At 60.9% G+C, this 12,553-nt stretch carries 10 protein-coding genes; all 10 read left to right on the top strand.

Features of this window, described 5'->3' with window-relative positions:
- Positions 1–19: 19 nt before the first annotated feature.
- The 10 genes from tssC to tssI all read left to right on the top strand — a co-directional run bounded on the left by tssC (position 20) and on the right by tssI (position 12,541).
- Entirely contained in the window at positions 20–1,504 is a 1,485-nt protein-coding gene (tssC, locus tag ACKJSM_RS21350) for a type VI secretion system contractile sheath large subunit (RefSeq protein ID WP_236177682.1), read from the top strand.
- A 76-nt stretch (positions 1,505–1,580) separates the two neighbouring features.
- Complete coding sequence (locus ACKJSM_RS21345) at positions 1,581–2,078, top strand: Hcp family type VI secretion system effector (RefSeq protein ID WP_236177681.1); 498 nt, start codon at positions 1,581–1,583, stop codon at positions 2,076–2,078.
- A gap of 15 nt (positions 2,079–2,093) precedes the next feature.
- A complete protein-coding gene (gene tssE / locus ACKJSM_RS21340; protein ID WP_236177680.1) occupies positions 2,094–2,537 on the top strand; it encodes a type VI secretion system baseplate subunit TssE in 444 nt (147 codons plus the stop codon).
- A complete protein-coding gene (gene tssF / locus ACKJSM_RS21335; protein ID WP_410238757.1) occupies positions 2,521–4,314 on the top strand; it encodes a type VI secretion system baseplate subunit TssF in 1,794 nt (597 codons plus the stop codon). Before tssE ends, tssF begins: the two co-directional genes overlap by 17 nt.
- On the top strand, positions 4,278–5,303 hold the full coding sequence (tssG, locus tag ACKJSM_RS21330) for a type VI secretion system baseplate subunit TssG (protein WP_410238755.1): 1,026 nt from the start codon (positions 4,278–4,280) through the stop codon (positions 5,301–5,303). The genes tssF and tssG overlap by 37 nt, the downstream gene beginning before the upstream one ends.
- 1 nt (position 5,304) lies before the next feature.
- Complete coding sequence (gene tssH, locus ACKJSM_RS21325) at positions 5,305–7,845, top strand: type VI secretion system ATPase TssH (protein ID WP_410238754.1); 2,541 nt, start codon at positions 5,305–5,307, stop codon at positions 7,843–7,845.
- 73 nt (positions 7,846–7,918) lie between these two features.
- Positions 7,919–8,890 (top strand): hypothetical protein, encoded by a 972-nt coding sequence (locus tag ACKJSM_RS21320; RefSeq protein ID WP_410238753.1) that lies wholly within the window; start codon positions 7,919–7,921, stop codon positions 8,888–8,890.
- A gap of 87 nt (positions 8,891–8,977) precedes the next feature.
- Positions 8,978–9,568 carry a hypothetical protein gene (locus tag ACKJSM_RS21315; protein WP_410238752.1) on the top strand — a complete coding sequence of 197 codons (591 nt, stop codon included), beginning with the start codon at positions 8,978–8,980 and terminating at the stop codon, positions 9,566–9,568.
- 29 nt (positions 9,569–9,597) lie between these two features.
- Entirely contained in the window at positions 9,598–10,512 is a 915-nt protein-coding gene (locus ACKJSM_RS21310) for an endonuclease/exonuclease/phosphatase family protein (protein WP_410238751.1), read from the top strand.
- A gap of 19 nt (positions 10,513–10,531) precedes the next feature.
- On the top strand, positions 10,532–12,541 hold the full coding sequence (gene tssI, locus ACKJSM_RS21305) for a type VI secretion system tip protein TssI/VgrG (RefSeq protein ID WP_410238750.1): 2,010 nt from the start codon (positions 10,532–10,534) through the stop codon (positions 12,539–12,541).
- Positions 12,542–12,553: the final 12 nt, after the last annotated feature.

Here is a 12,553-nt window from a genome sequence, read left to right as displayed (position 1 = left end):
GACCGAGGAAGAATTCGCCATGCCCGCCGCCGCCCAGAATCAAGCCAGCGAAAATGCTGCTGCCGAGACTTTATCCCTGCTCGATCGAATCATCGCCGAGGGCCGCATGGCCCATGACGACAGTCAGCAGGACTACGCCCGCGACATGCTCGCGGAGTTCGCCACCCAGGTGCTCGACGAAGGCATGGCCATCGACAAGGACACCGTGGCGATGATCAACGACCGCATCAGCCAGATCGACGAGCTGATCAGCGCTCAGCTCAACGAAGTGCTGCATCACCCGGACCTGCAAAAACTCGAAGCGTCCTGGCGTGGCCTGCACATGCTGGTGCAAAACACCGAAACCAGCACCCGGCTGAAACTGCGTCTGCTCAACGTGACCCAGAAGGAGCTGCAGAACGATCTGGAAAAAGCCGTCGAGTTCGACCAGAGCGCGCTGTTCAAAAAGATCTACGAAGAAGAATACGGCACCTTCGGTGGCCATCCGTACAGCCTTTTGGTCGGTGATTACACCTTCGGCCGCCACCCGCAGGACATCGGCCTGCTGGAGAAACTGTCGAACGTCGCCGCCGCTGCCCACGCGCCGTTTATTGCCGCCGCCAGTCCGCGTCTGTTCGACATGAACAGCTTCACCGAGCTGGCCGTGCCGCGTGACCTGTCGAAGGTGTTCGAAAGCCAGGAGTTGATCAAGTGGCGCTCGTTCCGCGAAAGCGAAGATTCGCGCTACGTCTCGCTGGTGCTGCCGCACTTCCTGCTGCGCCTGCCTTACGGCCCGGACACTTCGCCGGTGGAAGGCATCAACTATGTCGAAGACACCAACGGCACCGACCACAGCAAATACCTGTGGGGCAATGCCGCGTGGGCGCTGTCGCAACGCATCACCGAAGCCTTTGCCAAATACGGCTGGTGCGCGGCAATCCGTGGTGCTGAAGGTGGCGGCGCCGTGGAAGGTTTGCCGGCGCATACCTTCCGCACCAGCTCCGGAGATCTGTCGCTGAAGTGTCCGACCGAAGTGGCGATCACCGACCGCCGCGAGAAGGAGCTCAACGACCTCGGCTTCATCGCCCTGTGCCACAAGAAAAACAGCGACATCGCGGTGTTCTTCGGTGGCCAGACCACCAACAAATCCAAGGTCTACAACACCAACGAGGCCAACGCCAACGCACGAATCTCGGCGATGCTGCCCTATGTGCTCGCCGCCTCGCGTTTCGCCCACTACCTGAAGGTGATCATGCGCGACAAGGTCGGCAGTTTCATGACCCGCGACAACGTGCAGACCTACCTCAACAACTGGATCGCCGACTACGTGCTGATCAACGACAACGCGCCACAGGAGATCAAGGCGCAATACCCGTTGCGTGAAGCCCGGGTGGACGTCACCGAAGTCGCCGGCAAGCCCGGTGCCTATCGCGCGACAGTGTTCCTGCGGCCGCACTTCCAGCTCGAAGAGCTGACTGCGTCGATCCGCCTGGTCGCGACCCTGCCGCCACCGGTCGCCGCCTGACCCGTACACGCCCGCAGGGTTCCTTGCGGGCGTTTCCCTGTTTGCCTGGCACGACACCTTTCAGGAGTTTCAAGCGATGGATGCAATCATTCTCGACCTCGGCGGCGACATCAAAGGCGACAGCCTGCTCGAGGGCTACAAGGACAAGATCGAAGTCATGTCTTTCAGCCACAACGTGGCGATGCAGGTGACCAACGACGTCAGCAACTCGGAGCGCACCTCCGGTCGGCCGCACATCGGTGAATTTACCCTGACCAAATTCATCGACAGTTCGACCCCCTCGCTCAACGAGTATTGCTGCGCCGGCAAGCCGATCCCGGAAGCCAAGATCACCATCGGTCGCAACGCCGCCGAAGGCAGCGGGCAGATCATGCCGTTCATCATTTACACCCTGACCAACGTGGTGATCTCCAACGTCAGCGTCAGTGGCGGCACCGGTGGCAAGCCGGTAGAGACGCTGTCCCTGAACTTCACCAAGATCAAATGGGAACTCACCGCGCAGAAAGACGACGGCACCAAGGAAGGCACCGCCGGCACGGTCTGGGACCTGGCCGCGAACAAGGCCAGCAAGTAACCGGACGCAACGGCCATGGCAGGCACGGGGATGCTCCCGCCGCTGTTCGAACGCCTCGCGTGCAGCGAGGCGGACGGCGTGCAGGTGTTCGATCGTCAGGACCTGCTCGATTCGGTGCACACCGAACTGGCGCGCCTGTTCAACACCCGCCGTGGCCCGCGCGCCCTGACCTCCCCGCCCAGCGTCATCGACTACGGCATCGCCGACTGGAGCGCCCTGCAACAACAGCGCAGCGATGACCGGCGTCGGCTGGCGCGGGACATTCGCGAAGCCATCACCCATTTCGAACCGCGCCTGCTGCTGGGCGAGGTTCAGGTCAATCCCCTGCCCGAGCACCCGCAGCGCCTGAGCATTCGCCTGCTCGGCGAATTGCACAGCGGTTCGCAGCACTGGCCGGTGGCCTTTGTCATCGAGCCCGGCAACGAAGGGCTGGAGGTGCGCCATGAGCGACTCGATTGACCCGCAACTGCTCGACTACTACCAGCGCGAACTGACCTGGCTGCGTCACGCCGGCAGCCAGTTTGCCGAGCGCTATCCGAAAGTCGCGCGGCGCCTGGAGCTGTCCCCCGGCGAATGCCCCGACCCGCATGTCGAACGCTTGCTGGAAGGTTTCGCCCTGCTCGCGGCACGTCTGCAACGACGACTGGATGATGACTACGCCGAGTTCAGTGATGCGCTGCTTGAACAGCTTTATCCCTTGGCCATGCGCCCCTTGCCGTCCTGCGCCATCGTCCAGTTCGAGCCGGACCCGAGCAAAGGCAACCTCGACGGCGGCTATTCCCTGCCCCGGGACACGCCGTTGTTCGTCACCACCGGCAAGGGCGAAAGCATTCACTTTCGCACCAGCGCCGCCGTGCGCTTGTGGCCGATCGAAGTCAGCGAAGCCTTGTTCCTCGGCAGCGATGAAGCCCAGGCGCTGACGGGTGTGGCGCAGTCCCGTTCGGCGCTGCGCCTGAGCCTGCGTTGCCTCGGCGACAGCCAATGGTCCGAACTGGGTATCGAACAGCTGCGTATCCACCTGGCCGCATCACCGGTGATCAACGCCAGCCTCTATGACCTGCTCGGCGCTCACGCGGTGCAGGTACTGGCCGGCTCACCGGGGAGCATTCCCGTCAGCGTGAAAGGCCTGCCGAAGATCGTCGGTTTCGCCGACGACGAGGTACTGCTGCCGGACGAAGACGGCGTGCATCCGGGCATGCGCCTGCTGGCCGAGTACTTCGCATTCCCGGACAAATTCCACTTCTTTGATCTGCCCCTGTCCGGCGTTTCGAGCGACAGCCAGACGCTGTATCTGTACGTCGTTTTCGACCGGGCCCCGGCGGGTCGCCTGCACTTGCAGGCCAGCGATATCGCACTGGGCTGCGCGCCGGTGATCAACCTGTTCCCGCGGACCTCGGAGCCGCTGCGCCCGGACGGAACCCGCAGCGAGTATCGACTGGTCGCCGACAGCCACCGGGAAAACAGCGTCGAGATCCACAGCATCCGCAGCCTGCGCGCCAGCTCCGCCAGCGGCGTACAAAGACTGCCGGCGTATTACGGCAGCCAGCACAGCAGCGGTGACCGGCAACGTTACTGGCATGCGCGACGGGTCAACGGGCAGACGCCGAACCGGCTCGGCAGCGACCTTCTGGTCAGCGTCGTCGACACCCGTCTCGAACCGCAGACCGACCTGCCCGATTACAGCCTGACCGCCGAACTGCTGTGCACCAATCGGCATCTGGCCCAGAGCCTGCCTGCCGGCACACCACTGGGTTTCGAACGACCAGGCCCGGTGGCGTGGGCCCGCCTGCGCAATCCACCGAGCCCACAGAGCCTGCCGCGTCTGGACGGTGATTCGCGCTGGCGGCTGGTGTCGCAATTGACCCTCAATCATCTGTCGCTGGTCGAAGGACCGCAGGCGCTGGATGCACTGAAGGAAATCCTGACCCTGCATAACCTGCGCGATGAGGCCAGCGCCCTGCGCCAGATCGAAGGATTGTCGAGCCTCGGTTGCGAACGGGTGATCGGCCATGTCGGCGCCGACGCCTGGCGCGGTTGGCGCAATGGGCTTGAAGTGCAACTGCAGCTCGATCCACAGCATTTCGTCGGCAGCAGCGCCGTGCTGTTTTCGGCGGTGCTCGCGCAATTCTTTTCGGTGTACGCCACGGCCAATCGCTTTGTGCGCACGGTACTCATGCAGGCAGACAAGGAGGTCAAGGCATGGCAACCCCAAGCCGGCATGCCCCTGTCGCTCTGACCCTGAGCCAGCGCCTGCGCCGCGATCCGCAGGCGTTCGAATGGTTGCAGGCGTTGCTGTTGCTGGAGCGCGAACAGCCGCAGGCGGACAGTCTTGGTACAGGTTCATCGCCACAGGCCGAAGCGCTGAAGTTGCGCGGGCCGCTGACGCCGGTGTTCGCCGCCAGTCAGATCGAGCGCCTGGAGGAAAAACCCGGTGAACCGCTGACCCTGAACACGCCGATGTTCGGTCTCGGCGGCCCCGACGGTCCGTTGCCTTACGCCTATCAGGAATGGCTGCAACAACGGGCGCGGGCCAAGGATCACGCGCCCGCCGAGTTCCTCGATCTGTTCCAGCATCGGTTGCTCAGCCTGCTGTACAAGGTGCTGCGCAAACACCGGATCGCCCTCGGATTTACCACCCCGGGGGCCTCACCGGTGCAGGCGCAATTGCGGGCGCTGACCGGGTTGTTGCCCAGGTCCCTGCAAGAGCGCCAGGCGATTCCCGACTGCGCCGTTCTGGCCTGCACGGCGTTGTACGCCGATGGCCGCCGCTCGTTGGCAGGGTTCGCGGCGATTGTCCGCGAGCAATTTTGCGTGCCGGTGGAACTCAGTGCCTATGCAGGGGCCTGGCGCGAGATCCCTCGGGCCAGCCGCAGCGTCATGAAGGCTGGCGGACGCAATTTGCAACTCGGACGCACGGCCGTCGCCGGTACTCGCGTCTGGGACGAACACGCCGGTATTCGCCTGACGCTCGGGCCCTTGTCTTCGGCGCAGGCCGGACGTTTTCTGCCGGACGGCGAAGCGCATCCGGCACTGGCGAGCCTCGCAGCGTTGTATTTCGGTCCGGATCTGGACGTGAAACTGGTGCTGCTGGTGCGCGGTGCCGGGCCCCTGCAACTCGACCGACAAACCCCGGCCCTGCTCAGCTGGAACGGTGGCCTGCAACGGCAGAGCAGCCTGGCCGTGCAACGGATCGAAACCCGCTTGCGTCAGTTGGAGATCACCTGAAATGGAACTGGCCAGCCTGATCGGACGCCTCAACCCGGATAACCGCCGCGCCCTCGAGCGTGCCGCGCAACGGTGTTTGCAGCGCGGGCATCACTTTGTCGAGATCGAGCATCTGTTGCTGGAGTTGCTGGAGATCGAGGGTGGCGATTTTGCCTTTCTGCTGCCGCGTTTCGGACTGGAACGAGATGCACTGACGGCGGAGATCAACAAGGCGCTGGAGCTGTTCAAGGCTGGCAGCACGCGCACACCGGCGTTGTCTTCGCACACGTTGGGGTTGCTGGAGGACGCGGTGGTGCAGGCCAGTGTGCTGGGCGTCGACAACATTCGTTCCGGGCTGCTTTTATTGGCGCTGATTGATCGCGACGAGCGCCGCAGCCTGCTGCTCAACAGTGCATCGTCATTGCTGCGGATTCCAAAAGAAGCCCTGCGTTCAAACCTGCTGGAGTGGACGGAAAACTCCCGCGAACACGTTGGCCCGCGTTCTGTGTCTTCTGCAAATCCAGCGCCACGGCAGGACTCGGTACTCGATCAATACACCCAGGATCTGACCGCCGACGCTCACGCCGGACGCATCGACCCGATCGTCGGTCGCGATGGCGAAATCCGTCAGTGCATCGACATTCTTTTAAGACGCCGGCAGAACAACCCGATTCTCGTCGGCGCACCCGGCGTAGGCAAAACCGCCGTGGTCGAAGGCCTGGCGCTGCGCATCGCCGCCGGGGATGTGCCGCCGTCGTTGCAGGAAGTCAGTCTGCGGGTGCTCGACCTCGGTTTGCTGCAGGCCGGGGCCGGGGTCAAAGGTGAATTCGAACAGCGGCTCAAAGGGGTGATCGACGCGGTTCGCAGTGCGGACAAACCGATCATCCTGTTCATCGACGAGGCACACACCCTGATCGGCGCTGGCGGTGCCGAAGGTGGCAGCGATGCGGCCAACTTGCTCAAACCCGCGCTGGCCCGGGGCGAACTGCGCACGTTGGCCGCGACGACCTGGATGGAATACAAAAAATATTTCGAGAAAGACCCGGCCCTCGCCCGCCGCTTTCAGCTTGTGCAGGTCGAGGAACCGGACGAAATCACCGCCGTGGAAATGCTCCGTGGCGTCGCCGCCAAACTCGAACAGCACCACGGCGTGCAGGTGCTGGATGCGGCAATCCACGAAGCGGTGAAACTCTCGCACCGCTACATCTCTGGCCGCCAGTTGCCGGACAAAGCCATCAGCGTCCTTGACACCGCCTGCGCTCGGGTCGCCCTCGGCCAGCACGACGTGCCGCCACCGCTGGAGAGCCTGCGCCACCGTCAGCAAAGCCTCAAAGAAGAAGTCGAGCGCCTGCGCCGCGAACAGGCCACGGGGCTGGATCACCGCGAGCGCATTACCCTGCTGGAAAGCGAATCGAAGACCAATGTCCAGGCCATTCGCGAACTGGAAACCCGCTGGAGCGAAGAGCGCGTCGCCGTGCGCGAACTGCTCGACACCCGCCGCGAGTTACTGACGTTGAGCGAAAGCGCCGACAGTGACAGGCCCGATGAAGCCACCGACAACCGCATCGATCATCTGGCCGCCGAACTTATGCGCCTGGAAGCCGGGCTCGATGCGATCCGCCAGGACGATCCGCTGGTGCCTGAACAGGTCGACGGCAAAACCGTCGCCGCCGTGATCGCCGGCTGGACCGGTATCCCCGTCGGCAAAATGCTCGCCGACGAAGCCCATGCCGTGCGTACCCTCGGCACCCGCATGGGCCAGCGGGTGATGGGCCAAAGCACCGCGCTCAACACCATCGCCCAGCGTTTGCAGGCCTACCGTGCAGGTCTGACCGATCCGCAAAAACCGGTTGGCGTGTTCCTGCTGGTCGGCCCCACCGGCGTTGGCAAAACCGAAACCGCGTATGCGCTGGCCGACGCGCTGTACGGCGGTGAGCGCAACCTGATCAGCATCAACCTCTCGGAATATCAGGAAGCCCACACCGTCAGCCAGCTCAAGGGCGCTCCGCCCGGTTACGTTGGTTACGGCAGTGGCGGCGTGCTCACCGAAGCGGTGCGGCGCAAACCGTATTCGGTGGTGTTGCTGGATGAAATCGAGAAGGCGCATCCGGATGTGCTCGAAGCGTTTTACAACGTGTTCGACAAGGGCTTGATGGAAGACGGGACCGGGTTGGTGGTCGACTTCAAGAACACCGTGATGCTCGCCACCAGCAATGTCGGCGCTGAGTTATTGCTCGATACACCGACTGCACAACTCGGCTCGGAAGCCTTCAACGAAGCGCTGCACAAAGTTCTGCTGCGAGCTTTCCGCCCGGCCTTTCTGGCGCGCATGACGGTGGTGGCGTATCGCCCGCTGGATGAGCAGACGCTGGAAGGCATCGTGCTGGCGAAGCTGGAGAAACTGCGCGGCCGCTACAAAGCGGCGACCGGCAAACCGTTCGAGTTCGATGCGGGCATCGTCAAAGCCGTACTCGCCAAATGCAGCGCGGCAGGCGCGCGGGATGTCGAGAACGTATTGATGACACAGGTGACAGGAAAGTTGGCCGAGTGGGTGCTGGAATAGGGAAACGCTATTAGCCAGTAACCGCATTGCAGGCACAGTTTTTTACTGATGCCAGAGAGAAGGCGACACGCGCATGGAGCTGAGCAACCAATACGATCTGGCCAAGATCTCAATCATTCTGGGCTCGCTCGCCAGCGGGCAAAACTGGGTCACCCATGCTTATGAGCAATCCAGGGCTTTTGATATCCAGGAAGTGCAGTGCGCGTTCTTTCAGGGTGAGGAGCGTCTTTTTATTGCAGCAAACCCACGTGAGCACACGGGTGTCCTCAATATGCTCAATCGTTGCGGCGTCACCAATCTCAGCAGCCTGATGCAACTCTTGTATAAAGCGCACAAGATTTTCAGTGCACCGAGTGTGACCTTGCACTCGCTGGGGATGGCGTACTTTTACTCGGCCCAGGATCGAGACGGCTACAGTGCCGTCCACACCGTCAATGCATCATTCAACCCCGCCCCCCTGACCGCAGAACAAACGACCAAGATCAAAAAAATTGTCGATATTGAAACAAAGCTGCCAAAAGACATCGAGGCTCCGCATGCCTGGCTGTATAAAAAACTGGCGGGCAAAAGCATTGATCCCAAGAAACTGAACACCACCACCGGCAGCCTTCACCTTGTGACTTCGTTAGCCAGCATCGGTACGCAAACCGTCAACGTGATCGAAAACAATGAAGAGAACGTTCACGCTGAATTGGCGCTGCTCAAATTTTTTACGAAGGGCATGGTCGAGGGTCATTTTTCAAAGAGCAAAATCTTCCTCGGTGGCAAAAAAGCCGCCTGTGAGAATTGCCAGAAATGGATTGATCACTACAAGAAGATTCTCGTGAACGGCGCCTCACTTCATACCCCGGAAGATGCCCGCCCATCGACTACCGCGACCGATTCCACCTGCCCTTCAGAGTTCATACCAGCCCTCGTGGCGCCTGGAGGCTGCAAAGTCGACACCGCTGATCCTCGTTTTAATCTGCTGTTCAGCGGCAGCAGAGTGGATGCAGTCACCTGGCCTGCGCCCGTTGTCGCCGTGCCCGTGGCCGTCGGGGCGTAACGGACGACAGGAAATTAACGGTTATTCCCCTCCAGCCGTGCAGTGAGGGGCTGCTGTTTCATGTTCAACGAGTGCGAAGGAGTGCGTATGTACCGGACCGTTCTATATCGAGGCACCACTGAACTATGGGAGCAGGCTGTTATTGAAGCCAGCCTGCCACCGATCAATGCTCCGGTTGCCGTAGGCAGCTATCTGCAGAAGGTAAAGATCATCAAACCCAATCTGGAAAACGAAATACGCACCCGGATCGCGCAGAAACCTTGTTCGACATTGCGCAGCGGCAAGGAAATCATCCTCGGAAATGTTCCTGTCCCGTTAGATCAATTGAACGCCCAGCAAATCAATCAAGAGATTGTTGCTCGGGTGGGTGTGGAAACGGCTTTCGGTACGCCCAATTACTACAGTCATTTTGTGCCGTGCGGGACTTACTCCGGTATTTCCGAGAATTTCGGTCACGGCGGTTACTACCGGTTCGAGATTCAGGGAAAGATTTACGGCCCCACCCTGCAAGAAATCGAAGAATACGTCGCCGAACGCCATACGCTGCCTTCCTATGTCGTCCCGTTGTTTCGGGGTGGCAGTAACGAAGTGCTTGCCTATACCGGAAGCCTGATTACTTCAGTGGTTTTGATGCGCGGCAGCGATGTGTATCGAACGGTTTTGAACTCACTCGATTAGTCGTAAAGAGGTTGCACAAGGAGCGTTGCATGTACTCGATCATGATCTGGAATACCCAGCACTTCGATAATCAGCGGGCCAAGCTCTCCAGTGCGTATTCGGATAAAAAGCAGTTTCTGGACTATTTCATCCAGCAAAAGAAGCCAGACATTATTGCTCTGTTTGAAGTGGGCAAAACCGGATCGATCAATGAAAGTCTGGTCAGCGACTTGATGGGCAGCTACACCCTCGCCTCAGTGCTCGCGCAGGAAGGAGGCAAGAAGAAGCACACCACCCTCGGTTCCATGGTGCTGATTCGCGATGCTATCGCCAAAGAGTTCGACGATGTCACCGAGCGTTACATTCTGTCGGACACCGAACAACGCGCACCGCTGATCATTCGCCACAAAGCGTCAAGTTATGGTTTTGCGTTCTATCACGCCAACGCGTCCTACATGGCACCCGGCAACATTCTCGACACCATCGGTTTCATCGAAAGCAACGCCGATAACCTGGGTATCAAACAGTTGCTGTTTTTTGGCGGCGATCTGAACGTGAATGCCGTCGAAGGGCCCGAGACAATGCTCGGCATGAGCAGATTGCTGCCCAAAGGTGCCGGCTATACCCATTTGAGCGTGCGTAATGTCACCTTGCAGCAGGCGACGAACGAACTGCGCCTGCGCCAGGAATTCGGGTACGACATGAACCATACGCCGCATTCCTATCTCGAACACTACATGAACATGGAAGCCATCGAGCGTTGCGAAATACTGCCTATCCTGTTGATGCTCGACTACGCCTATGTTCATGCCCCACACGCTTGGGAGGCGAGCTGCGACGGTAGCGTTCAAATCGAAAGCGACATGGATGGAAACACCGTCAGCATCTCGCCGCGCTGCTTGGGCCAGACCATTCGCAGCGACCATTTCCCGGTGTTGTTCACGCTCAAGGCTACACTCGAATAACTCTCGTAAAGGTCGCTCAATGCCCCGTTCCACCGACAGCAACACTACGCTCTCCCTCACCGCCACCTCGCTGTCGGCGCTTTATCCTGAGTCACTCTCCGGTGAGGAAGCCCTGAACACCCTCGGCGTTCAAACCCTCAACGGATTGAACGACGGTACCTCGCTCACCCTCACCAGCGCCATCGCCACCCACGTCACCACCACCCTGCACAACGACGCGCAACTGCGCCCCTTCGACGCACTGGTGGCCGAGATCCGCCAGCTCCCCGCCGACGCCACCGCCGAGCGCTATCAACTTTTATTAAGACCGTGGCTCTGGTGGCTGTCTCTGGCCAGCAACAACCGCGTGTTCCAGAACCTCGCCACTTCGGACATCGTCACCACAATCTTCAAGGCCCACGGTTTCACCGATTTCAAACTCTCGCTGACCGGCAGTTACACCCCGCGCGAATACTGCGTGCAATACGGCGAGACCGATTTCGCCTTCGTCTCGCGGCTGCTGGAAGAAGAAGGCATTTTCTGGTTTTTCACCCACGAGGACGGCAAGCACACACTGGTGCTGGGTGACAGCAACGACGCCTTCGTGCAGATCCCCAACGGGCCGAAGGTCAAGTATCTGGGCCAGCAAATGGGCGGGCGCGAGCTGCACGGCATCCGTTCGGGCCAGGTGTGCCTGCAAGCCGTGGCCGGGGTGTACAAGGCAACGGATTACGAGTTCACAACGCCGACCACTTCGCTCTTCGGCCAGGCCGAGGCCGTGGCCGGGCCGCGATCGATCTATGAGCATCCCGGCGGCTACAACGCCAAGGCTCGGGGCGATGCCTTGACCAAACAACGGGTCGACGGGCTGCGCAGTGAAGAGAAGCGTTTTGTTGGCGAAAGCGACTGTCGCTGGCTGATTCCGGGGCACTGGTTCACCCTCGAAGGCCACGAAGATGCGACCCTGAACATCGATTGGGTCGTCACTCGGGTCACCCACGACGCCAGCCACGAAAGCTATCGCAACCGCTTCGAAGCGATCCCCAGGGCCACGCCATTTCGTCCGCAACGCCTCACGCCAAAACCGCGCATGCATCCACAAACCGCCGTCGTGGTCGGCAAGTCCGGCGAAGAAATCTGGACCGACGAATACGGCCGGATCAAGTTGCAGTTCCCTTGGGATCGCGATGGCAAAAATGACGAAACCAGTTCCTGCTGGGTACGCGTCGTGCTGCCATGGAGTGGCAAGGGTTTCGGCATGCAGTTTGTGCCGCGGATCGGTCAGGAAGTCATTGTGACGTTTATCGACGGTGATCCGGACCGGCCGCTGGTCACCGGTTGCGTGTACAACGGCGACAACGCCCTGCCCTATGCCTTGCCGGCGAACCAGACCCAGTCGGGGATCAAGACTCAATCGTCCAAGGGCGGCGGCGGGTTCAACGAGCTGCGTTTCGAGGACAAGAAAGATGCCGAGGAAGTGTTCCTGCAGGCGCAGAAAGACCTGAAGATCAACGTGCTCAACGACACCACCGCCACGGTCGGCCACGACGAAACCCTGACCGTACAAAACGCCCGCACCCGCACGGTCAAGGACGGCGATGAAACCGTCACGCTGGAGAAAGGCAAACGCAGCGTCACGATCCAGACCGGCAGCGACAGCCTCGATGTGAAGGACAGCCGCACCGTCAAGGTCGGCGCCGACCAGAACCACAGCACCGGCGGCAACTACACCGACAAGGTCACCGGCGATTACAGCCTGACGGTGGACGGCAACCTGACGATCAAGGTCAGCGGCACCCTTACCCTGCAAAGCGGCGGCAGTTTCACGATCAAGAGCGGCGCGGATCTGGCCACTTCGGCCAGCACGTCGATCACCCAGAAGGCCGGCACCGCCATAACCAATCAGGCCGGGACTTCGCTGGACAACAAGGCCGGAACCACGCTGACCAACGACGCGGGGATCAGCCTGACCAACAAGGGCGCGGCCTCACAGACCGTGGACGGCGGCGGCATGCTGACCATCAAGGGCGGGCTGGTGCAGGTCAACTGACAAGGAGAAACC

Origin of the sequence: Pseudomonas sp. PHC1, from assembly GCF_046487845.1 — a bacterium.
Lineage (GTDB): Bacteria > Pseudomonadota > Gammaproteobacteria > Pseudomonadales > Pseudomonadaceae > Aquipseudomonas > Aquipseudomonas sputi.
The sequence above is the reverse complement of the archived record's forward strand: the minus strand, read 5'-3'. Positions and strand labels throughout refer to the sequence as shown.

What these genes read in the sequence shown, in the direction of transcription:
- ACKJSM_RS21315 (WP_410238752.1), top strand. Translation starts at nt 8,978, where the DNA reads ATGTACCGGACCGTTCTATATCGAGGCACCACTGAACTATGGGAGCAG.
- tssE (WP_236177680.1), top strand. Translation starts at nt 2,094, where the DNA reads ATGGCAGGCACGGGGATGCTCCCGCCGCTGTTCGAACGCCTCGCGTGC.
- tssI (WP_410238750.1), top strand. Translation starts at nt 10,532, where the DNA reads ATGCCCCGTTCCACCGACAGCAACACTACGCTCTCCCTCACCGCCACC.
- tssC (WP_236177682.1), top strand. Translation starts at nt 20, where the DNA reads ATGCCCGCCGCCGCCCAGAATCAAGCCAGCGAAAATGCTGCTGCCGAG.
- tssF (WP_410238757.1), top strand. Translation starts at nt 2,521, where the DNA reads ATGAGCGACTCGATTGACCCGCAACTGCTCGACTACTACCAGCGCGAA.
- ACKJSM_RS21310 (WP_410238751.1), top strand. Translation starts at nt 9,598, where the DNA reads ATGTACTCGATCATGATCTGGAATACCCAGCACTTCGATAATCAGCGG.
- ACKJSM_RS21345 (WP_236177681.1), top strand. Translation starts at nt 1,581, where the DNA reads ATGGATGCAATCATTCTCGACCTCGGCGGCGACATCAAAGGCGACAGC.
- ACKJSM_RS21320 (WP_410238753.1), top strand. Translation starts at nt 7,919, where the DNA reads ATGGAGCTGAGCAACCAATACGATCTGGCCAAGATCTCAATCATTCTG.
- tssH (WP_410238754.1), top strand. Translation starts at nt 5,305, where the DNA reads ATGGAACTGGCCAGCCTGATCGGACGCCTCAACCCGGATAACCGCCGC.
- tssG (WP_410238755.1), top strand. Translation starts at nt 4,278, where the DNA reads ATGGCAACCCCAAGCCGGCATGCCCCTGTCGCTCTGACCCTGAGCCAG.